Origin of the sequence: Huijunlia imazamoxiresistens (assembly GCF_037132455.1) — a bacterium.
Taxonomy (GTDB): Bacteria; Bacteroidota; Bacteroidia; order Chitinophagales; family Chitinophagaceae; genus Flavisolibacter; species Flavisolibacter imazamoxiresistens.
This window is the reverse complement of record NZ_JBBBEI010000005.1, coordinates 74,866-96,129: the sequence shown is the minus strand read 5'-3', so window position 1 is coordinate 96,129 and position 21,264 is coordinate 74,866. Positions and strand designations below refer to the sequence as shown.

Below are 21,264 nucleotides of genomic sequence, written 5' to 3'. Positions count from 1 at the left end.
GTACGGGGCGCCTTAAATAGTTGAAGCACCGCACTATAGGAGCCCTGTGGGGCAGAAACTGCTCCTTTACAGGGAGGGAACTGGTCTTTTCTTCACCGGGCGCTCCTCTGGAGCGAGGTTCTCCGTTAGGATGTTTCTATAAACAGGAGGCGCCTACGGCGCCCATATCGTGCATGATAAATATTTAATCTTCTTTCAATTACAGTACTAACCTGTTCGTCCCTGGCCTAGCATATTTCCCCCTTCGAAAAGCAATTCATCCTGAAAAAAAAGGCAACAGCTTTTCCACTTATGAATCACACTGGTTTTGCGCCGGTCCAACAAAAAAAGTCCCGCGAAATGGCTCCGCGGGATTTTTTATTGAACGATGATCCGATCCAATTACTTCTTCAAATGCGGCTCGATCACCGACGCCCAGATCTTATAGCCTTTTGTATTGAGGTGCACGCCGTCTTCCACGTAAATGTCCGGCATGGGACGGCCATCGGGGGTCATGGTCGGGGAAAAGACGTCGATAAAATCTATGTTTTTTTCCTTGTCGGCATAGGCCTTTACCAGGGCATTGGCTTCCTTTACCAGGGGAATGAGCTTCGCCCGGGAGGGACAGCCCTTGATGGAAACAAAGGCAATGGGAATACGGGGCTGCTCTTTCCGGATCAATTTTACAATGTCCTGGAAGCGTTGCAGGATATCCCGGGCCGCCACGTTGCCGCCGGCCAGGTCGTTATCGCCGGCATAAATGACGACCTGCTTCAGCTTTTTGGGCAGCTTCGTCTGCTCGAAATACAGCTTGACATCGGGCAGCTTCGAACCGCCGAAACCCCGGTTGAGGACAGTATGGGCAGGAAACCACTCCTGCATATTGTTCCAGCGGGTAAAGGAGGAGCTGCCGACAAAAAGAATGGCCTTTTTCGGCGGCGCCTGCACACTGTCCGCCGCCCGGAATTTTTGAATGGTAGTCCAATAAGTGGATTGAGTCTCCTGGGCCTGCAGGCTGGCGGACAGGCACAGGGCCGCCAGGGCGGTCAAAAACGTTTTTCTGAGTTGGTTGAAAGCGTTCATATGGTTTGAATGATTATTTTTTTAGAAACAGGAAGCGGTGCCGATTACCAGTCGTCCGTTCGGAAAGGTGCTACGGGCAGGCCCTCAGCGCTGTACAACTCCCCCACCGCCCAGTCGCTGAAGGCATAGCGGGCCGCCACCGGGTGGGGCACGGCTTCGCTGCGCACCTGCACGGTCGTGCCCTTCAGCCGCGCCCAGGCTTTATAAAATACTTTATCCGCCCCGGCTACCTCGAACTGCGTCAGTTCCTTCCCGGCGACGGTCATGCCCATGGGCGCCCCGGAAAAACGCAAAGAAAGCGTATCGCCGGAAACCGCAAAAGACTGGTATTGCGGTCCCGAGGCGGCAATGCCCGTTTTTCCATACGTCCGGGACAGGGCCAGGAAGGCCAGGCGTTTGGCAATGACCTCCTTGTTGGCGGGGTGGATGTTGTCCTCCTCGCCCGCATCGATGGAAACCGCCATACCGGCATTGGGAATCTGCGCTGCCAGCTGCTGCTGCACTTCCCGAAAATACGGCAAAAGCGCTTTCTGGCTTTGCGGGTAGCGCATGGGCGCGATCTGCACGTAGTAGAACGGCCAGTCGCCGCGGCCCCACAGCCGGCGCCACTCCCGCACCAGGGAAGGCTGCAGCAGCGCATAGTCGCGGTAGTTAAAGCGGTTTTGTTCCCCCTGGTACCAGAGCACGCCCGCCAGGCCATAGCCCGCCAGGGGCGCGATCATGCCGTTGAACAGGTTCGAAGGCGTTTGGTGCGGAGCCCTGGTAGTGGCCCCGCCCGTCAGCCCATTTGCTTTCGACGGGCTGTCCAGGGAGGAGGCGTTCATCCAGGCCTCGATGGGCGAGCCGCCCCAGGAGGACTGGATCACTCCTACGGGCACGCCCAGGTGCCGCTGCAGCAGCCGGGCAAACTGGTAGCCCACGGCGCTGAATTCTTTTACCGACGCCACATCGGCTTCCGCCCACTTCCCGGCCACATCCGCCAGGGGCGTTCCGGACGCTTTACGGGCCACATGGAACAACCGGATGCGGCTGTTGGGCGCCTCCACCAGCAGGTCGTTGGCATGGAGCACGGGCGCCCCCCAGAAACCTTTGACCGGCATATCCATATTCGACTGGCCGGAGCACAGCCACACCTCCCCGATCAATATGTTTTGCAGTACTATTCTGTTTTTCCCTTTTATTTCCAGGGTGAAGGGCCCGCCGGCGGCCGGGGTTTCCACATCCACTTCCCACCGGCCGGATGTATTGGTCCTGGCAGTATATTTTTTATGGTTCCAGGAGGGGGTTATCCCCACTTTTTCCCCGGCAGCGGCCGTGCCCCATATGCGTACGTGACTTTTTTGCTGCAGCACCATGTTGTCGGAAAAGAAAGCCGGCAACTGCACTTTCGCAAAAGCGGGCAGGGAAAGAAAAACAAGAATAAATAGGAGCAGGCCAATGAGCTTATACATGCGAACGCTCCTTTAAAAACGGTTTTAACCGTACCGCCATTTTAAATGTTACCCTTCCGATCAGCAGGGAACAGAGCAGGATCGCCAGGCCCACGCCGATAACGATGCCCGAATAGCCGGTGGCCAGCATGCCCAGGATGATGATGCCGATGCCTACGCTGCCCATGGCAATGGCAATTACCCGGATGCCGAAAATGTTTTGCTTTTCCGCCTCCGCATGGTGGAGCGATTGGGCTACCGGCAAGCTCTCTGCAGCAACTTTATGGCTCAGAGCAACCGCTTTTGCAGAAACATGGCCTTTGCTGTAGTAGTACCACTCGAACAACACTAATAACAGCACCGGGATGCCCATGCCGCAAACGGTTTCCAGGGTACGTCCCAGCTTCAGCCCGACGGTGGCGGGCGCCACCACCTTCAGGAACAAATTCACCCCCAGCGACACCAGCGTGGTGGTCACCACCGAAAAGCCGGTCTGCCGTTTGGAAAACAGGGTGAAGATAATAGGGGCAAACAGCGCACCGCCTGCAATGGAGGCGGTGCTCAGCACCACTTCCACGATGCCGCCGGCACTGGGAATCCACATGGCCACCCCCACGGTGGCCGCCCCGAACAGCAGGGTAAACACCCTTGCCATCCGGATCACTTCTTTCTCCGCGGCCTTTGGCCGTATGAGGTTTTTATAAATATCCTGCGCAAAAACGGTGGCGGCCATGTTGATGGTGGTATTGGCCTTGCTGGAGGTGGCCGACACCATGCCCGCCAGCACCAGCCCGATCAGTCCCGCCGGCATCACCTGCTGGATCAGCATCATGTAGGCATCCTCGGTATCCAGTCCCTGGAGCGTGGGATTGATGATGCGGTACACCATGGGCGGGATCATCCAGATCACCGGGCTTACAAGATAAAGTACCGTAAAGATGCCGGCCACTTTTTGGGAATTGTTTTCCGAAGACACGCTGGTATACCGCTGCACGTACGACCAGTTGCCGCCGATATAAAAGGTCTGGTACACCACGAAGGCCAGCATGAAACCCAGTGTATAATCTTCGTTGAAGGGCAGGAAAAAACCCTTGGGCGAGCGGGTGACCAGTTGCTCCACGCCCCCGATATGGGCGAAGGCGATGGGGATGACGATGACCACGGCGGCCGACAGGATCACGAACTGCACCACGTCGGTCACCAGCACGGCCCACAGGCCGCCGGCAGCAGTATACAGCACGATGATCAGGCCGATAATGAGGATACTCCAGTTCACATCCATGCCCGTAACCACGTGCACCATCTTGCCCACGGGGTACAGCACGGCAGCCGTGGTAAAAAGACTTAACAACAGGGTCATGTAGGTGTAGAACTGCTGTTCGGCGGCACCGAACCGTTTGCCGATGTATTCGGCGGCGGTGGCCACCCCCGAGCGCTTCCAGCGCCCCGCGATAAACAGGGTGACGATCAGGCCGCTGATGGCCATGGTGAGCTGGATGGCGTTGGCCACCAGCCCGTGCTTGTAGGCGATGGAGCCCCAGACCACGAAGGTGCCGGCAGAAAAATAAGAGATGAAGAGCGACAGGCCATTGATCCACCAGGGGGTTTCGCCCCCGGCCTCGAAAAAGGCCTGCCCGCTTTTGCTGCCCACCCGGGTAAAGGTGAGGCCGATTGCAAAGATCAGCAGCGCGAAGACGCCCATGACCACAAAGTCCAGATTTGCCATATTGAATGAGTTGTTCGGGTTAATGGGAATAGCAGCGGACGGCAAATACCGAGGCCGGGACGTTGGCGGAGGGATGCTCCACCTTTATCACCAGCTTGCGGGTTTTTACCGGTTTTTCGAAAACAATGCGGTTGCAGGTCTGGTGGTTGTCCTTCACCACGGCCAGCACGTTTTCCGAATCGTCGTAGACCGTATAGTTCCGTACGCAGAAGGGCATGACCGTTTCGGGATGCGTCATCAGCACCGACTCCATCGGGTGGTCGAAGTCCGTATCGAACCAGAGTTCCAGCTTTGCGATCTCCTGCACATCGTCCCATTCCAGCAGCAGCCCCGGCGCCCCGTCGGCGGGGTCGGCCACCCAGGCATTGGGCTGGGTGGCAGGCCGGTCCAGGCCGTTGGCGATGTTGGCGGCGGCAAATACCGGTTGCCCCTCCCCCACTTCCAACGTGATGTTCTGCCCCTGCGGCCGGCGCTGCGGGCACCAGAATTCAAAGGCCTCCACGCCCATGCCCCGCCCCGGCTCCTGTTTGCCGTAATTCGACACCGCCTTGTTTACCGTGTTGAAGACCGACAGGATGCCCGTTACCCTTTTTTCGGTTACCCCCAACTGCATATCGGGGTTCTTTTCAAACTGGATAAACAGGTAGGCTGGTTCTTCCAGCACGGCATCGAAAGAAATATCGATCACCTGCCCGCCTTTCTGCAGCGAATACTCCTTTTCCGCCAGCACCACGTCCGGTGTAAAATTACCTTTTCGTTCGCTGCCGCGCAGGCTGGTTTTCAGCACGGTGTCCTGCAAGGCGTTCACGGCCACCCGGAAAGCGGGAACAGCTCCCTTGCCAAAGGGATAGAGCTGGGCGGAGGAAAGATCCAGGGTCCGCCAGGCCCCTTCGTGGGCAAAGCCCCGGAACAGCAGCTCGCTGGTAGCCCAAATGCGGGCGGCGGGCACGAGGTCGCCGGGAGCCTGCACGGTCAGCCCGGGAATGAACTGACCGGTCCGCAACAGCCGCTGCTGCAATTCCTGGATATGATTTTGGGTAAGGATTTCGCGGGGCGTACGCCCTTTTTCCAGGCAAAGGGCGGCGGCCATGCCGGCGGCCTGTCCCACGTAGGCGCTGGTGGCCATCACCCGGGTGGCGCCAAAGGCTACGTGGCTGACACTGATGATGCGGCCGGCTAAAAACAGGTTCGTAATATTCTTGCTGTACAGGGTGCGGTAGGGAATATGAAAAAGACCCTTGCTGTGCCACTGGTTGCAGCCCGGGCGCTCGCTGTAGATGCCGTCGGCGGGATGCAGGTCGATGGACCAGCCGCCATACGCCACGGCATCGTCATGGCGGCGCTGCTCCACCAGGTCCTTCTGGTGCAAAATGTAGTCGCCTTCGAAGCGGCGGCTTTCGCGCTTGCCGGGGATAGTGCCTACCCATTCGAGGGTGAGGTTCTCGGCATCGGGAAATTTCCCGGAATTCTTGATATGGTCCCAGACGCCGTACACCACTTTCCACAGCTCCCACTTGATCTGCTCGGTATCGTGCACCGTATCCAGGCGGCCGCCGTATTCCACCCACCACAGCTTGCAACCAAACTCTTTGGAATTGAAGTTGCGGAACCGCGGAATTTTGGTAATGTCTTTTAACGCCAGGGAGGGCGGGGTGAATTTTACGGGCTTGCCCGTGTCCTTGCTGTAGAAGTAAAGCGAATGGCCCAGCAGCTCGCCGTATTCCGCGGTAGGGGCCATCTGTTCGTCGAACTCGTCGCGGCTTTCCGCTCCCATGCGGAAGGAGGCGCCGGCCAGGAAGCCCACGATCCCGTCGCCGGAGGCATCGCAGAACAAGGGTGCCCGTACATGGTAACGGGTGGAGTTCTGGCTACAGAAGGCGATCACGCTTTCAATGGTATCGCTGTCTTTCTTTTGCAGGTCGAAGACGGCGGTATTCAGCAGCAGGGTAATATTGGGCTCGGCCTTTACTTTATCGAGCAGGATCATGTCGAAGATGAGGGGATTGCCTTCGGGATTTCGGTGGGTGTTTTCCACCAGTATTTCATCGATCACGCCTCCTTCCCGCGACCAGCGGTTGTTGTTGCCCATGTGCGAGGTGGCGCCCAGGATCCACAGGCGCACTTCGCTGGAAGCGTTTCCTCCCAGCACCGGCCGGTCCTGGAGCAACACCACTTTTATACCCGCACGGGCGGCGGTGATGGCGGCGCAAAGGCCCGAGAGCCCGCCGCCGACAACGACGAGGTCCGTGGCCAGGTCGATGGTCTTTAATTCTCTTTTAATGGCAAAGATTTCTTTTTTCATGGTTTCAGTTGTCGGACACGGCTGTCCCGCAACCTTGCAAGACAACCGTTCGATCCGGAACCGAAGTTATCCACGAACGCCTTCCACAGGCCCTGTTTCCCAGCCAAAAACGCGTGGGAACGGTCCCATTTTTTGGGAACGGTCCCACGGATTTTTATCTGCCGATTGCAAATTGGCGGTATATTAGTTCCATGAAAAGTCACCAGATCACCATCGTCGACATCGCCCAGCGGCTGAATGTTTCCAAGTCCACGGTCTCCCGGGCGCTGACGGGGCACCCCAGCGTGAAGGAGCAAACACGCAAGGCGGTGCTGGAGCTGGCGGAGGAACTGGACTACCAGCGCAACATCTCCTCGATTAGTCTGATCACCAACAAGACCCAAACCATCGGCATCATCGTCCCCGAGTTCATCACCTCCTTCTTTCCCCGCTTCGTAATCGCGGCCCAGGAAGTGGCCACCCAGGCCGGCTACAATGTGCTGATCAGCCAATGCAACGAAACCTACGAAACGGAAGTAGCCAATGCCAAAGCCATGCTGACGAACCGGGTGGACGGCATCCTCGTGTCCCTCTCCAAGGAAACGAGGAACTTTGACCATTTCAAGGCCTTTCAAAAGAAAGGGATCCCCATTGTTTTCTTCAACCGGGTATGCGAAGACATGATGGTGCCCAAGGTGGTGGTGGACGACCACGACGCGGCCTTCAAGGCGGTGGAGCACCTGATTGCCACGGGCAAAAAGCGGATCGCCCACCTGGCAGGCCCCGACTCGCTGGCCATCAGCCGCAAACGACATTTAGGCTATAAGGACGCTCTTAAAAAATACAACCTGCCCTACGACGAAGACCTGGTCATCGCCTCCGATCTTACCCTGAGCAAAATCCGCATTTACGTCAAACACCTGCTGGACCAGGACAACCCGCCGGACGGCCTCTTTGCCTTCAACGACCCCACGGCCATCGAGGCGATCCAGTCCATCAAGCAAATGGGCCGCCGCATCCCGGAAGACATTGCGGTAGTGGGCTTCAGCGACAACTACGCCTCCTCCTTCATCGAACCCAGCCTCACCACCATCGCCCAGCCTGTGGACGAAATGGGCCAGGTAGCCATGAAATTATTATTGGACCTGATGGACAAGGACGTATCGAAATGGAAGCCGATCGTGAAGATTTTAAATACGAAGCTGATGGTGCGGAATTCGACGGTGCGGGGGTGAGGCACAAAAAAGCCCCAGATTTCTCTGAGGCTTTTTGCGGACCGGACGGGACTCGAACCCGTCTCGCCCCAGGCGAGATGACAAGGCGGCATTCTAACCAACTGAACTACCGGCCTGACGAAAGAAGCAAGTTTTCCGGTTGGCCGATCAACCACTGCAGATATTCTTTGTTGCAACGCTTCAATTTCTTTTCCCGAATAAGCGCTTCTCTTTTCGTTTCAAACTGCTGAACAAATATCAATTTCCACGGAACTTTGGTACGCGTGAATTCACTTTCTCCATTATTATGCCGGAGCAGGCGCTGAAAATAATCGCTGGTACTCCCTTTATAAAAATCTCCATCTACCAGACTTTCCAGGATGTAAACGTAATACATGCAAAAATTTTTATTGCAGTATTCCATCTGGAGGATTAAAGCTTCAAGGGACAAATAGGCACAAAGCAAAAAACCCTGCTTTCGCAGGGTTTCATTTGCGGACCGGACGGGACTCGAACCCGTCTCGCCCTAGGCGAGATGACAGGGCGGCATTCTAACCGACTGAACTACCGGTCTGAACAAGACAGCTATAAAACAAAAAAGCCCCAGATTACTCTAGGGCTTCTTGCGGACCGGACGGGACTCGAACCCGCGACCTCCGCCGTGACAGGGCGGCATTCTAACCAACTGAACTACCGATCCAAAATATTTAAGAACTATACTAATCATTTACTAGGGACTCGAACCCGTCTCGCCCCAGGCGAGATGACAGGGCGGCATTCTAACCGACTGAACTACCGATCCAAAGTATGTAAGAGCGATTCTTATCTTTCTCTATCAACGCTTTCGAAGCATTTTTCAAGCCGTTCCGTCGTCGTTGGGGTTGCAAAGATAAGGGAAAAGGAATTTCACGAACAAAATTTTTAGCGGAAAAATTTTTCAGTTTTTATCGCGTTGCTTCCAGCTCTGTTATCTTTGGCCCCTTAACCTGAACTACATGTTGAAAATAGGTGTTTTCGGAACCGGGCACTTGGGTAAGTTTCACTTGAATAACTGGAAAGAAATTCCTGAAGCCGAACTCGTGGGCTTTTACGACCCCAACGACGAAACCGCGGAAGCGGTGGCCGCCCAGTACGGCCTGAAGCGCTTTGCCTCGGAAGACGAGCTGATCGCCGCCTGCGACGCCATCGACGTGGTCGCTCCCACCAACTACCACTTCGCCATCTGCTCCAACGCCATCCGCAAGGGCAAGCACGTGTTCGTGGAAAAACCCCTGGCCAACACCATGGAAGAGGCCGAACAACTGGTAAAGCTGGTGCAGGAATCCAACGTCAAGCTGCAGGTGGGCCATGTCGAACGCTTCAACCCCGCCTTCCTGGCCATCAAGGACCTCGAGCTGCACCCCATGTTCATTGAAGTGCACCGCCTGGCCCAGTTCAACCCCCGCGGCACCGAAGTCAGCGTGATCCTCGACCTGATGATCCACGACATCGACATCATCCTGAGCATCGTCAAAAGCGAGGTGCGCACCATCTCGTGCAGCGGCGTGGCCGTGATGACCGACACCCCCGACATCGCCAACGTACGCATCGAGTTCCACAACGGCTGCGTGGCCAACCTTACCTCCAGCCGCATCTCCATGAAAAAGATGCGCAAGATCCGCCTGTTCCAGAAAGACGCCTACATCGGCGTGGACTTCCTGACCAAGAAGGCCGAGATCATCAAGCTGAAACAGGAAAGCGACGAAGGTGCCTTCACCTTCGATATCGAAACACCTAAAGGCACCCGCACCATCGCCATGACCAGCCCGCAGGTGCCCGAGGTCAATGCCATCAAACTGGAGCTGCAGGAGTTCGTGGGCGCCATCCTGAATAATACACAAACCACCGTTAACGAGATCGACGGCTACCGGGCCATGGAAATCGCCCATAAGATCCTGGACAAGATCGAAAACCAGTTAACTGCCTGAGCGGAGAATGCCGGTTAAAAAATACATTCGCCCGTTCTGGTATGCCGCCTGGGATTATGTGAGCGCCGCCCTGGCCTGGGCTTCCTTTTACAAGATCCGGGAAGTGCTGCTGGGAGGCCTCCCCATCTTCCGCGCCAACTATGCCCTGAGCAACTACGTGCTGTGGACCTGCATCCTGCTGCTGCCCGTTGGCTGGCTGATGCTGTACACCCTGGTGGGCAACTACCACTCGGTCTATAAAAAGTCGCGGCTGATGGAAGTGATCAACACCTTTGCCGCTTCCATCATCGGCTGTATTGCACTGTTCTTCCTGGTGGTGCTCGACGACATGCACGAGAACTACGTGTATTACTATTCGGCCTTCATCAGCCTCTTCCTGGTGCATTTCCTCCTGACCGTCTCGGGCCGCCTGGTGCTGGTGCACCTGGCCAAGAACCAGATCCGCAGCGGCCTGGTCCGCTTCAATTCGGCCATCATCGGCGACCATGCCTATGCCCACCATATCTACCGCCGTTCCCGAAAAAACCTGGCGGTGGCCGGCTACCATGTCTCCGGCTATATCGGCCAGGCGGAAAGCAGCGCCTCCTCGGAACTGGAGCAGCTGGGCACCCTCGACCGCATGGAAACCCTCATCGACACCGGCGGCATCCGCATGGTGGTGCTGGCGATCGACAAACGCGACCAGCCCCTGTTTGAAAAGGTGGTGGACCGCCTGAGCGAAAAGGATGTGGAGGTAAAGATGCCGCCCAATACCATGGACATCCTCCTGGGCTCGGTAAAGACCTCCAACGTGCTGGGCCCCGTGCTCATCGACCTCAACACCGGCCTGATGCCCGAATGGCAGCAGAACTTCAAGCGCCTGCTCGACATCCTGCTGGCTTCCGGCTCCTTTCTGCTGCTGCTGCCCTTCATGGCCTACATCGCCCTGCGGGTACGGCTGTCGTCGGCAGGACCAGTCATTTTCCGGCAGGAGCGCATCGGCTACAAAGGCAAGCCCTTCGTCATGTACAAGTTCCGCTCGATGTACCCCGACGCCGAAAAGGACGGGCCGGCCCTGTCGTCGGACCAGGACCCGCGCATCACGCCCTGGGGCCGCACCATGCGCAAATGGCGGCTCGACGAGCTGCCGCAATTATGGAACATCATCCGCGGTGAAATGAGCATCGTAGGCCCCCGGCCCGAACGCAAATACTACATCGACCGCATCACCCGCGAATTCCCGTATTACAAATACCTGCAAAAAGTCAAGCCCGGGCTGACGTCCTGGGGCATGGTGCAGTTCGGCTACGCCCAGAACATTTCCGAAATGATCGAGCGCAGCCACTTCGACCTGGTGTACCTCGAAAACATTTCCCTGGCCCTCGACTTCAAGATCCTGCTGCACACGCTGCGCATTATCTTCCTGGGCAAAGGAATGTAAGCCCAGGGCCATAAATAGCCCATCCTCCCGCCCCTGTCTGCATCCGGGAAACCATTATCTTTGGCGCGCTGCCCTTCGGGATCTTTCAATGCCCGCCGTTGCGGGACCCGGAAGGCACCCAACCTACCCTACTGCTCATGGAAAACAAACGTTACTTTTTCCGGGAAGGCGGCCGCCCGCAAGGCCCCTTTACCCTTGAAGAATTACAAAACTGCGGCCTCCACGCCGGCACCGAGATCTGGCACCCGGGTTTGCACACCTGGACCAAGGCGGCCCAACTCCCCGACCTGCAGCCGATGGCACACCTGCTTCCTCCCGAACCCTTCCGCCTCCCACGGTGGCTGGTACCCGCACTGGCCCTGGTGCTCCTGGTGATTATCGGCTATGCCGGAGGCAAATTCCTGTTAGGAAAGAAAGCCCCCGTAGTGACGGTACCCGCCCACCTCCGCCAGAACAACCAGCAGCTTTATTCCCGTTTCGCCCCCGGGGTGGTGCTGATCCGCCACCAGTACATCTACCAGGCAACCACTAACTCGGGCAAATTCTATTTCAACGAATTCACGTCCACCGGCCCTTATACCGGCGACATCACGGGGCTGACCACCGACAGCCTGGAAGCCGTCCAAGCGGCCGAACCCCATCTGGGCACCGCCTTCTTCGTTAGTAGCGACGGAAAGCTGCTGACCAACCGCCAGCTGGGGACGGCCGACCCCGGCGGTGCCCTGCACGAGCTGATGGTAACAATGATGGTGCACCAGCTCGACAAAGAGGGAGCAACTTCCTTTAATCTGGCGGAGGCCACCGTCAGCAACATTGCCGCCGGCGACGTCACCATCATCACGATCCCCATCGACCTGCAGGTCTTCCTGCCGGGCACTCCCACCACCGGCGACGGCAACGGCATCCGGTGCCACCCTGTCGGCCACCCCGACGACCCTACGGTGGACCTCTCCCTGGTACAGGTGGAAAACGGCCAACTGCCGGTTACCCCGCTCCCCCTGCCCGACCTGTCGCGCATCGCCCGCTGCGACCAGGACAGTATGCTGCCGCAATTAAGCGAACGGCTGGTGCTGATCGGGTATCCCCTCGGCACCGGCTTCCAACAGTCCCCCGAGGGCATTAAATCCCAGCTGTCGGAAGGATGGATCGACCAGAACGCCGGCGACTATACAATGATGTACTCCATTCCCCTGCTGCCGGGCTACGGCGGCGCACCCGTGCTGGACGAAATGGGCCGCCTGGTATCGGTGAACGCTGCCGCCTACAGCGGAATAAATTTCAATTATGGCGTCCAGCCGGCCAGGATTAGGGATTTTTTAAAGAAACACAACGTAACTATGTAGGCTTTCCCAGGGCGGGCAACCGGTTGTCCTACCGCTTTCCGCCCCGGGAACCTCACCAAACTCTTTACATGAAAAAGCTATTTCTTTCCCTCTTGTCCTTTTGCTCCCTGCCTTTTGCTTTTAGCCAGTCCTCCTACTGGCAGCAGCAGGTGGCGTATAACATCGACGTCACGCTCAACGACCAGGCCCACAGCCTGAAAGGCTTCCTGGAGCTGGAATACACCAACCACTCGCCCGACCGGCTCGACTTCATCTGGTTTCACCTCTGGCCCAACGCCTACCGCGATGAGAACACGGCCTTCGCCCGCCAGATCCTCCGCGAAAACGACGGCAAAAAACGCTTTGAAAGCATCAAGGAAAGGGGCTACATCGACAGCCTCGACTTCAGGGTGGGCGGCAGCCCGGTCCAAACCGAAGCCCTGGCCGCCTACACCGACATCGTCAAGGTAGTGCTGCCCCAGCCCCTGCAGCCGGGCGAAAAGGTGACCGTCACCACGCCCTTCTTCGTCAAACTGCCCTCCTACAACTCCCGCTCGGGCCACGAGGGCCAGTCGTATATGGTGTGCCAATGGTTCCCCAAGCCGGCGGTGTACGACCGCAAAGGCTGGCACCCCATGCCCTACCTCGACCAGGGCGAGTTTTACAGCGAATACGGTTCCTTCAACGTCAACATCACCCTGCCGCCGGCCTATATCGTCGGCGCCTCGGGCGTGCTGCAGAACGAAGCGGAGCTGAAGCAGTACAAAGCGATCGGCAGCAGCAACCTCTTTGCCGGCGGCCGCAAGAACGCCACCGCCTACAAAGCACCGTCCGCGCCCACCAAAACCCTCACCTTCAAAGGCGAGAACATCCACGACTTCGCCTGGTTTGCCGACAAGGATTTCGTGCTGCGCTACGACACCCTGCAGCTCAGCGGCGGTAAGGTGGTGGACGTCTTTTCCTACCACCACCCCAAAGGAAATAAGAACTGGGTGAACAGCACCGATTACATCAAGTCGGCAGTGACCTCCTATTCCGGCTGGCTGGGCGAATATGCCTACCCGGTAGTAGCGGCCGTGGAAGGTCCCAAAAACGTCATGTCGGGCGGCATGGAGTACCCCATGATCACCCTGATCACCAGCCCGGAAGCGGACGGTGAAGGGCTGGATGCCGTGATCACCCACGAGGTGGGCCACAACTGGTTTTACGGGATGCTGGGCAGCAACGAACGGGAGCACGCCTGGATGGACGAAGGCCTGAACACCTACTACCAGTTCCGCTACGAGGCCGAGAAATACCGCGGCTGCGAGGTCTTCGGCCCTTCCCTGCCGAAGTCGGTGCGGCAACTGCCGGTACCGGAGTTCCAGGCGGCTACCTTCAACGCCCTGCGCCAGATGCCCATGGAAGAAGCCATCGATATCCCCGCCGGCGACTTTAAGAACAAGGACGAATACGGACTGGTGACCTACATCAAAACAGCCATCTGGATGTACCGCCTCGAAAAGGCCCTGGGCCGCGAAGCGCTGGAAAAAGGCATGCAGGCGTATTTCCGGCAATGGAAGTTCCGCCACCCCTACCCCGAAGACCTGAAGGCCGTGCTGGAAAAGGAAACGGGCCAGGACCTGTCGCCTTATTTCGAACAGCTGAAAGCGAAGGGGCAACTGTAAGCAGCCACCCCCGGCCCCTCTCCACCTGGAGAGGGGCCGGGGGTGAGGTATTATTTTACTTTTCACTGCCTACCCGCTACTTTTGACAAAACAGCTTTGTGAAGAAACTCTTTCTTACTGTTCTTGTTTATTGCCAATTGCCCATTGCTTATTGCCAATTATCCTATTGGCAGCAGCGGGTGGATTACAGCATCGATGTGTCGCTGAACGACAGCAGCCATACCCTCGACGGCTTCGAAAAGATTACTTATACCAACCAGTCGCCCGATACCCTTACCTATATCTGGTTCCACCTCTGGCCCAATGCCTACAAGAACGACCGCACCGCCTACAGCGAGCAGGCGCTGCGCAACGGCAGCACCAAATTTTATTTTGCTTCCAGGGACCAGAGGGGATACATCAACCGCCTGAACTTTAAGGTCGACGGCACGCCTGCCCGCACCGAGGACCACCCGGAGCATATCGACATCATCAAGTTGGTACTGCCCGATCCGCTGCCCCCCGGCCGGCAGGTAGGCATCACCACGCCCTTCCACATTAAGCTGCCCTACAACTTCTCCCGGGGCGGCCACGAGGGCCAATCCTACCAGGTAACCCAGTGGTACCCCAAGCCAGCCGTGTACGACCGCAACGGCTGGCACGCCATGCCCTACCTCGACCAGGGCGAATTTTACAGCGAGTTCGGCTCCTTCGACGTCCGCATCACCCTGCCGGATACATATACCGTAGCCGCCACCGGTATTTTACAGGAAGGCGTGGAAAAAGGTACAAAGTACGAGGTACGGAATACGAAGGAAGGAAAAGGCAAAAAGGCTCCTGTCAAAAACGCTCCTCCGCGGCCGCCGCTGAAGAAAAATACCCCGCAGGTAAAAAAAGCCCCACCGGCGGAGCCACCACCAACCACAAACTACAAACCACGAACCTATAAAACGGTACACTTCCAACAGGACAGCGTACACGATTTTGCATGGTTCGCCGACAAGGACTTTATCGTGAACCGCGACACCTGCGCCCTTCCTTCGGGCAGGGTCATCGACGTGGCCACCTACTATACGCCTGCACAGGAAAAATACTGGAAGAACAGCCTGCAGTTCTGCAAGGATGCCGTGCGGTTCTATTCGTCCGAAGTGGGCGAATACCCTTACAGCGTGCTGCGGGCCGTACAAGGACCGAAAAGCTTTGGCGGTGGCATGGAATACCCTACCATCACGGTCATCTCGCCCATCCCTTCGGAAAAAGAGCTGGACCAGGTGCTGGCCCACGAGATCGGCCACAACTGGTTCTACGGGATCCTGGGCAGCAACGAGCGGGAACATCCCTGGATGGATGAAGGCCTGAATTCGTATTACGACCATAAGTACGCCGCACAGAAATACGGGAGCCGCCAGCAGCTCAATAATATGCTGCTGCAGACCCGGGTTGCGGAAAACAGCGACCAGCCGATTGAAGCGCCGGCCCCCTCGCTCCACACGATCAATTATTTCCTGGTCACCTACCACAAAACGGCCCTGTGGCTGCAGCAGCTCGAACAGGCCGCCGGACCCGCCGCCTTCCGGCAGGCCATGCAGGACTATTACACCCGCTGGCGCTTCCGCCACCCGCAACCCGAAGATTTCAAAACAGCCTTCCGGCCGGTGCTGGGCACGGCCACCGACTCCCTCTTCCACCTGCAAACGGAAAAAGGGTTCGGGCAGCCGGCACATAAAGGCTGGAGCCTGGTGTCGCCCCTGGCCCCCTCCAGTTTGCGGAAATACGGCGCCCAGCCCCCGGGAAACCTGTTGCTGGTGACGCCCGCCCCGGGCTATAACGCGTACGACGGCCTGATGCTGGGCCCCCTGGTAACCAACTACGGCCTGCCGCCTTCGAAGCTGCAGTTCCTGGCCCTGCCCCTGTACGGTACCCACTCTAAAAAATGGAACGGCCTCGGCCGGGTCAGCTATTCGGTTTACCCCGACAACCGCTTCCGGCTGGTGGAGCTGGCGGTCAGCGGGATGAAGTTTTCCCAAAAAGAAGGACTGGACACCAACGGCAAACGGTCGTTCGAATCCTTTTACCGCCTCACGCCCTCCCTGACGTTCTTTTTCCGCGAAGACGTCCAGAGCAGCCGCAACCGTAGCCTGGAGCTGAAAACCTTCTTTATCAGCGAAAACAATTTTTCTAACCGCGTAACCCGGAGGTCGGACAACAAGTCGCTGTTCGTGGACAGCATGGGCTGGTCGCGGCGCTATATCAACCAGGTCTCCTTTACCGAAACCAATACGCGGGCGCTGTACCCCTACGACTACCAGTTGCAGGCGCAACAGGGCGAAGGCTGGTACCGCCTCAACGCCACGGCCCACTACTTTTTCAACTATGCCGGCGGCGGGGGCCTGAACCTGCGGCTGTTTGCCGCCCATTTCGGCACCCTCGGCAGCAGCCGCCCGCTTTCCACCTACCTGTACCGGCCCAAGTTGTTGGGCGTTACCGGCGAGGAAGATTATACCTACAGCAACTATTTTATGGGACGGACGGCTTCGTTTGCCTACAGCGGCGACGACCCCGTGGAGAACAAGGGCATAGCCGCCCGCCAGATCATGCTGCGCGACGGCGCCTTCAAGCTGCGGGCCGACCAGTACGAGTTCCTGCAGGGCCGCTCGGGCAACTGGGTGGCAGCCCTGAACCTGTCCACCTCGCTGCCCAAAAAGCTTATGCCCCTGCCCCTGAAACTGTTCCTCGACGCCGGCACGTACAGCGAAGCCTGGCAGCCGCAGGACGAAACCGGCAACAGCCGCTTCCTGTACGTGGCCGGCCTGCAGGTGCCGCTGCTGAAAAACCTGGTGAACGTGTATGTGCCGGTACTCTCCAGCAAGCTGTTCCGCGACAACCTGTCCCAGTTGCCCGAGCAGCGCAACTGGCTGCGGCGCTGGACCTTCAGCCTCGACATCCACCGCATCAACCACCGGTTCCTGCTGGACCGCAAATCGTTGTGGCAATGAGCGGCAACATCCGGTTTCTCTGGCGGGAAGCCATTGACACGGCCCAATGGGACAGTGCGGTGGACCGGGCCGCCAACGGGGCGGTCTATGCCTATTCGTTTTACCTGGACGCTCTCTGCACCCACTGGGCGGCCCTGGTGCTGAACGATTATGAAGCCGTAATGCCGCTGCCGTGGCGCAGGAAGTACGGCATTTATTACCTCTACTTCCCCGCCCTCATCGCCCAGCTGGGACTGTTCGGCAACGGGCTGGACGCCGCCCTGCTGGAAGCCTTCTTGAAGGCGATCCCCAAACAATTCAAAATCTGGAGCTTCCCGCTGAACCGCCACAACCTGTTTATGCTGCCCGCCTTTCCGCTGCACCAGCGCACCAACTTCGTGCTGGACCTGCATAGACCCTACGAGGAAGTGTACGCCGCCTACCGCGACAACCTCAAACGGAACCTCAAAAAGGCAGTGGGCTATGGCTGCGCTGCCAAAAGTGATATCGACATCAAAGGGGTGATGGAACTGGCAAAGGCACAAACGGGGCCGGCGGCCGTAGCCGAAGAAGACCTGCAGCGGTTCGAGCGCCTGTACCACCTCCTGCGGTCGCGGCAGATGGCCACTACCTACGGGGTGTTTACGGCCAGGGGCGAGCTGGTGGCTTCCTGCGTGCTGACGTTCTCGCACCGCCGCGCCTACTACATCCTGGTCGGCAACCATCCCAACGGCCGCACCCTGGGCGCCTCGCACCTGCTGATCGACGCCTTCATCAAGGACCATGCGGGCCACGACCTGCTGCTCGATTTCGAGGGCAGCGACCTCCGCAACCTGGCTTTCTTCTACAGCTCCTTCGGTGCCGTCAACGAACCCTATGCCGCTATCGAGTTGAACCGGCTTCCGTTTTATTTGAAATGGCTCAAGAAATAGTTCACCAGTTCACGAGTTCGGTGGAACGTTGCAGGATTTGGGTTTAGGAGAGGGATGTTAGTAATGTTTTTTAGTATTATGGCTGTAGGTGGCAACCTTACATCAGGAACTGCATTGCCGTTGGCAAGGAGGGAAAAGTGCTTCTTTCAGGCTGTCATGCCGAACGCAGTGAGGCATCCCGTCGGGAACGGAAAGCTGTTTCGGTTCGAAGGAGGGATTTCCTTTTCCAGAAACAGACCTTTCAGGCCTCGACGGGATGCCTCACTGCGTTCGGCATGACAGTCTTACTGGTGGTCACCAGCTTTATAGTTGTTGCGCTAGATTTCTTCGGCGATAGCTTTTACATAATAAAAATCAGCCCTGAGCCTCTTCCTGATCCACCTTCTTCTCAGCGAACTCGATGATCTTTTCGGCAATCAACAGATCTACCGGGCGGGTGATCTTGATGTTGTCCTCTTCCCCTTCCACCAGCGATATCTTAAGGCCAAAGGCCTCCACTACGGTGGCTTCGTCGGTAAAGCGTTCCTTGTAGTCGATTTCAAAGGCGGGCAGCAGGATGCGGCTGTGGAAGGTCTGCGGGGTTTGAATAAGCACCACCTTGGAGCGGTCCAGCACCTCGTTGTCGTTCTCCTCCTGGTTCAGCAGGCGGATGCTGTCCTTGGAACGGACGGCCGGAACGGCACTGCCGGTTTCCAGGGCATTTTCGTAACAACGGTGGATCAGGTCGGTACCGACCAGGCAGCGAACGGCGTCGTGAACAAACACGATGGCGTCCTGCCGAACCAGCTGCAAGCCCTTCTTCACCGAATGAAAACGGGTTTCGCCCCCGCTGGTGATCTGTATGCGGCGGTAATCGAAATAAGCGTCGATGATCTCGCGGCCCATGTCGGTATAAATATCCGGCAGCACCAGGATGATGTCCAGGTCGTCATAGGCCTCCAGGAAGGTTCTTATGGTATAATACAAAACGGGCTTGCCGTTCAAAAATAAAAACTGCTTGGGCGTAGCGCTGCCCATCCGCGAACCAGATCCTCCCGCTACGATAATGGCGTACTTGTGCATAATGTTTCCTGAAATAAAATCGGGGTGGAAAATTAAAAATCAGAAACCGGATTTGGGCGGATTTACCGGATTTTCTGGAAAAAAGTCTGAAACCCAGGGGCAAAGCGAGGCCTCCGGCCCAAATTCCCAATGAGCCAATGAACCAATGAACCAATATCCCTCTTACCTGTAAATCGCTACTTCAAATCTCCCATCGCTGCTTTGCACGCCGCGGTACATGCCGGGACTGTTCATCAGCAGGACGGCCTCGCCCCTGGGATCTACACCGATAATGCCGCCTTCGCCCTTCATCCGCACCAGCTTTTCGTTCACCACCAGCTCCATGGCCTGCTGGAGGTTCAGGCCGCGGTATTCCATCAGGCAGCTGACGTCGTAAGCCGCTACGGCTTTGATAAAGACCTCGCCCTCGCCGGTGCAGCTGATGGCGCAGGTAGTATCGTTGGCATAGGTGCCGCCCCCGATCACCGGGCTGTCGCCCACACGGCCGAACTTTTTGTTGGTCATGCCCCCGGTACTGGTAGCGGCGGCCACATGGCCCTGCCCGTCGCAGGCCACCGCGCCCACGGTCCCGATCTTTTTGCCTTTATGATCCAGTGAAAACGTATCGGTATGGCGGATTTCTTCCAACTGGCTGAAACGGAAAGAAGTGAAAAAGTAGTCGTCGGGCTCCAGGCGGAGGCCCCGGAAACGGGCAAACTCCTGGGCACCGGACCCGGCCAAAAAAACGTGGCTGCTGTGTTCCATGACCTCGGCGGCCAGTTCGATGGGGTTCCGCACATTGCGTACGCAGGCAACGGCGCCCGCCTTCAGCGTACTGCCGTCCATGATGGAGGCGTCCATTTCGTGCAGGCCTTCGTGGGTAAAGACCGATCCGCGGCCGGCATTGAACAGGGGATTGTCTTCCAGGAGCATGACAGCCGCTTTCACGGCCGCCAGGGCCGTGCCGCCGCCCTCCAGGACGGCATAGCCGCCCCGCAGAGCCTCCTCCAGCCCTTTCAGGTAATCCCGCTCCTGCTCGGGCGTCATATCTTCTTTACTGATGGTGCCTGCTCCCCCGTGAATAGCGATAGTGTACCGTTGCATAGGAGTTCTGATTTAGGGAATACCTATACAATTTTCAGTCCCTTTGAGGGGATGAGGAATTGGTTCATTGGCTCATTGGTTAATTTGGATATTAGGAATTTGGAAAACCCTTAAACTTTCAAGGCCCAATTAACCAATGAACTAATTAACCAATTCCTTCTTCAACAGAAGTGCACATTCCCGCAACAGCTTACTGCCGTCAATAGCCACCGTACCCACTTCTTCGCACACCAGGCCGCCGGCGATGTTGGAGATCTCGGCCATCAGGCGTACGTCGCGGGTGGCGGCATATACCAGGGAGGCCACGGCAATCACCGTGTCGCCGGCACCCGACACGTCGGCAATGTTGCGGAGGTGGGAAGGAATGACCGCAGCTTCGTGGTCGTTCTGGTAAAAAACGCCCTTTTCCGAAAGGGTGATAAAGGAGATCTGGTGCTGCAGGATATGGTGCAGCTCTAGGTGGATGTTTTCGAGCAGGGCCTTGCTCACATCGCCCGAAATGATGTTGAGGGCTTCCTTGGCTTCCTTGAGGTTGGGTTTGAACACGTCCACGTGGCGGAACTCGAAAAAGTTTTTGCGCTTCGGGTCCACAGCCGTCAGGATGCCTTCCTTGCGGCAGATGGAAATGACCGAGCGGATGACGCCCTCGGTGAGCACGCCCTTGTTGTAATCTTCCAGGATCACGATATCGGGGCGCTCCCGGGCCACGAACTGCTCGAACAGTTCCAGGATCCGCTCCTCCTCCATCCGGTCCAGGTCGGTGGTGATCTCGGCATCCAGGCGCATCATGTGCTGATTGCGGCTGATGATGCGGGTTTTATTGGTGGTGATGCGGCCCGGGGAGGCAAAGGAATAAGCCGTGTTGATATGGTTTTCGGCGAACAGCCGGTTGAGCTGCACGGCATCCTCGTCCTTGCCGGTGACGGTCAGCACGAAAGCCTTGGCCTGCAACGACTGCACGTTCAGGGCCACGTTGCCGGCGCCGCCGATGCGCTGCTCCTTTTTCTGGAGCGACACGATGGGCACGGGGGCTTCGGGGGAAATGCGGTCCACCTGGCCCCACATATAGGTGTCGAGCATTACATCACCGATCACGCCCACCTTCAGGCCCGATATCTTTTGAAAGAGTTGGGAAAAATCCATC

The 21,264-nt window shown here is 57.5% G+C and carries 15 protein-coding genes and 2 tRNA genes; 7 read left to right on the top strand and 10 right to left on the bottom strand.

The window, feature by feature from the left end; all coding sequences use genetic code 11:
• Positions 1-381 precede the first annotated feature (381 nt).
• The 4 genes from V9K67_RS07890 to V9K67_RS07875 are packed head-to-tail and all read right to left on the bottom strand — an operon-like array spanning position 382 to position 6,520.
• Positions 382-1,062: a GDSL-type esterase/lipase family protein gene (locus tag V9K67_RS07890; RefSeq protein WP_336721291.1), complete on the bottom strand. Its 681-nt coding sequence runs from the start codon at positions 1,060-1,062 to the stop codon at positions 382-384.
• 44 nt (positions 1,063-1,106) lie between these two features.
• Positions 1,107-2,513, bottom strand: coding sequence for a sialate O-acetylesterase (locus tag V9K67_RS07885; protein WP_336721290.1), 1,407 nt, complete (start codon positions 2,511-2,513; stop codon positions 1,107-1,109).
• Complete coding sequence (locus V9K67_RS07880; RefSeq protein WP_336721288.1) at positions 2,506-4,218, bottom strand: sodium:solute symporter family protein; 1,713 nt, start codon at positions 4,216-4,218, stop codon at positions 2,506-2,508. The genes V9K67_RS07885 and V9K67_RS07880 overlap by 8 nt, the downstream gene beginning before the upstream one ends.
• Before the next feature lie 19 nt (positions 4,219-4,237).
• A complete protein-coding gene (locus tag V9K67_RS07875) occupies positions 4,238-6,520 on the bottom strand; it encodes an FAD-dependent oxidoreductase (protein WP_336721286.1) in 2,283 nt (760 codons plus the stop codon).
• Positions 6,521-6,711: 191 nt separating this feature from the next.
• Here V9K67_RS07875 and V9K67_RS07870 point away from each other — a divergent pair, with 191 nt between their 5' ends.
• Entirely contained in the window at positions 6,712-7,734 is a 1,023-nt protein-coding gene (locus V9K67_RS07870) for a LacI family DNA-binding transcriptional regulator (protein WP_336721284.1), read from the top strand.
• Positions 7,735-7,840: 106 nt separating this feature from the next.
• On the opposite strand, the gene V9K67_RS07865 is transcribed toward V9K67_RS07870, so the two are convergent.
• The 3 genes from V9K67_RS07865 to V9K67_RS07855 form a co-directional block, all read right to left on the bottom strand.
• Positions 7,841-8,110, bottom strand: coding sequence for a GIY-YIG nuclease family protein (locus V9K67_RS07865; RefSeq protein WP_336721282.1), 270 nt, complete (start codon positions 8,108-8,110; stop codon positions 7,841-7,843).
• Between the two features lie 98 nt (positions 8,111-8,208).
• Positions 8,209-8,286, bottom strand: a tRNA-OTHER gene (locus V9K67_RS07860).
• Between the two features lie 53 nt (positions 8,287-8,339).
• Positions 8,340-8,413 (bottom strand) — tRNA-Asp (locus tag V9K67_RS07855).
• A 295-nt stretch (positions 8,414-8,708) separates the two neighbouring features.
• On the opposite strand from V9K67_RS07855, the gene V9K67_RS07850 reads away from it, so the two are divergent.
• The 6 genes from V9K67_RS07850 (at position 8,709) to V9K67_RS07825 (ending at position 17,975) form a co-directional block, all read left to right on the top strand.
• Positions 8,709-9,680 carry a Gfo/Idh/MocA family protein gene (locus V9K67_RS07850; RefSeq protein ID WP_336721280.1) on the top strand — a complete coding sequence of 324 codons (972 nt, stop codon included), beginning with the start codon at positions 8,709-8,711 and terminating at the stop codon, positions 9,678-9,680.
• A gap of 7 nt (positions 9,681-9,687) precedes the next feature.
• Entirely contained in the window at positions 9,688-11,100 is a 1,413-nt protein-coding gene (locus V9K67_RS07845) for a sugar transferase (protein ID WP_336721279.1), read from the top strand.
• 137 nt (positions 11,101-11,237) lie between these two features.
• Entirely contained in the window at positions 11,238-12,443 is a 1,206-nt protein-coding gene (locus tag V9K67_RS07840) for a trypsin-like peptidase domain-containing protein (protein WP_336721278.1), read from the top strand.
• Positions 12,444-12,511: 68 nt separating this feature from the next.
• Positions 12,512-14,089, top strand: coding sequence for a M1 family metallopeptidase (locus V9K67_RS07835; RefSeq protein WP_336721276.1), 1,578 nt, complete (start codon positions 12,512-12,514; stop codon positions 14,087-14,089).
• A 98-nt stretch (positions 14,090-14,187) separates the two neighbouring features.
• Positions 14,188-17,064, top strand: a complete 2,877-nt coding sequence (locus V9K67_RS07830; RefSeq protein ID WP_336721275.1) for a M1 family metallopeptidase — start codon at positions 14,188-14,190, stop codon at positions 17,062-17,064.
• Positions 17,061-17,975 carry a GNAT family N-acetyltransferase gene (locus V9K67_RS07825; protein ID WP_336721274.1) on the top strand — a complete coding sequence of 305 codons (915 nt, stop codon included), beginning with the start codon at positions 17,061-17,063 and terminating at the stop codon, positions 17,973-17,975. Before V9K67_RS07830 ends, V9K67_RS07825 begins: the two co-directional genes overlap by 4 nt.
• A 354-nt stretch (positions 17,976-18,329) precedes the next feature.
• Here the strand turns inward: V9K67_RS07825 and V9K67_RS07820 are convergent, their stop codons facing one another.
• The 3 genes from V9K67_RS07820 to V9K67_RS07810 all read right to left on the bottom strand — a co-directional run bounded on the left by V9K67_RS07820 (position 18,330) and on the right by V9K67_RS07810 (position 21,263).
• A complete protein-coding gene (locus tag V9K67_RS07820) occupies positions 18,330-19,037 on the bottom strand; it encodes a 2-C-methyl-D-erythritol 4-phosphate cytidylyltransferase (protein WP_336721272.1) in 708 nt (235 codons plus the stop codon).
• A 162-nt stretch (positions 19,038-19,199) separates the two neighbouring features.
• A complete protein-coding gene (locus V9K67_RS07815) occupies positions 19,200-20,120 on the bottom strand; it encodes an isoaspartyl peptidase/L-asparaginase family protein (RefSeq protein WP_336721271.1) in 921 nt (306 codons plus the stop codon).
• 141 nt (positions 20,121-20,261) lie between these two features.
• Positions 20,262-21,263 (bottom strand): bifunctional heptose 7-phosphate kinase/heptose 1-phosphate adenyltransferase, encoded by a 1,002-nt coding sequence (locus tag V9K67_RS07810; RefSeq protein ID WP_336721270.1) that lies wholly within the window; start codon positions 21,261-21,263, stop codon positions 20,262-20,264.
• Position 21,264: the final 1 nt, after the last annotated feature.

What these genes read in the sequence shown, in the direction of transcription:
- V9K67_RS07815 (WP_336721271.1), bottom strand. Translation starts at nt 20,120, where the DNA reads ATGCAACGGTACACTATCGCTATTCACGGGGGAGCAGGCACCATCAGT.
- V9K67_RS07875 (WP_336721286.1), bottom strand. Translation starts at nt 6,520, where the DNA reads ATGAAAAAAGAAATCTTTGCCATTAAAAGAGAATTAAAGACCATCGAC.
- V9K67_RS07890 (WP_336721291.1), bottom strand. Translation starts at nt 1,062, where the DNA reads ATGAACGCTTTCAACCAACTCAGAAAAACGTTTTTGACCGCCCTGGCG.
- V9K67_RS07835 (WP_336721276.1), top strand. Translation starts at nt 12,512, where the DNA reads ATGAAAAAGCTATTTCTTTCCCTCTTGTCCTTTTGCTCCCTGCCTTTT.
- V9K67_RS07825 (WP_336721274.1), top strand. Translation starts at nt 17,061, where the DNA reads ATGAGCGGCAACATCCGGTTTCTCTGGCGGGAAGCCATTGACACGGCC.
- V9K67_RS07880 (WP_336721288.1), bottom strand. Translation starts at nt 4,218, where the DNA reads ATGGCAAATCTGGACTTTGTGGTCATGGGCGTCTTCGCGCTGCTGATC.
- V9K67_RS07845 (WP_336721279.1), top strand. Translation starts at nt 9,688, where the DNA reads ATGCCGGTTAAAAAATACATTCGCCCGTTCTGGTATGCCGCCTGGGAT.
- V9K67_RS07870 (WP_336721284.1), top strand. Translation starts at nt 6,712, where the DNA reads ATGAAAAGTCACCAGATCACCATCGTCGACATCGCCCAGCGGCTGAAT.
- V9K67_RS07840 (WP_336721278.1), top strand. Translation starts at nt 11,238, where the DNA reads ATGGAAAACAAACGTTACTTTTTCCGGGAAGGCGGCCGCCCGCAAGGC.
- V9K67_RS07850 (WP_336721280.1), top strand. Translation starts at nt 8,709, where the DNA reads ATGTTGAAAATAGGTGTTTTCGGAACCGGGCACTTGGGTAAGTTTCAC.
- V9K67_RS07820 (WP_336721272.1), bottom strand. Translation starts at nt 19,037, where the DNA reads ATGCACAAGTACGCCATTATCGTAGCGGGAGGATCTGGTTCGCGGATG.
- V9K67_RS07885 (WP_336721290.1), bottom strand. Translation starts at nt 2,513, where the DNA reads ATGTATAAGCTCATTGGCCTGCTCCTATTTATTCTTGTTTTTCTTTCC.
- V9K67_RS07865 (WP_336721282.1), bottom strand. Translation starts at nt 8,110, where the DNA reads ATGTATTACGTTTACATCCTGGAAAGTCTGGTAGATGGAGATTTTTAT.
- V9K67_RS07810 (WP_336721270.1), bottom strand. Translation starts at nt 21,263, where the DNA reads ATGGATTTTTCCCAACTCTTTCAAAAGATATCGGGCCTGAAGGTGGGC.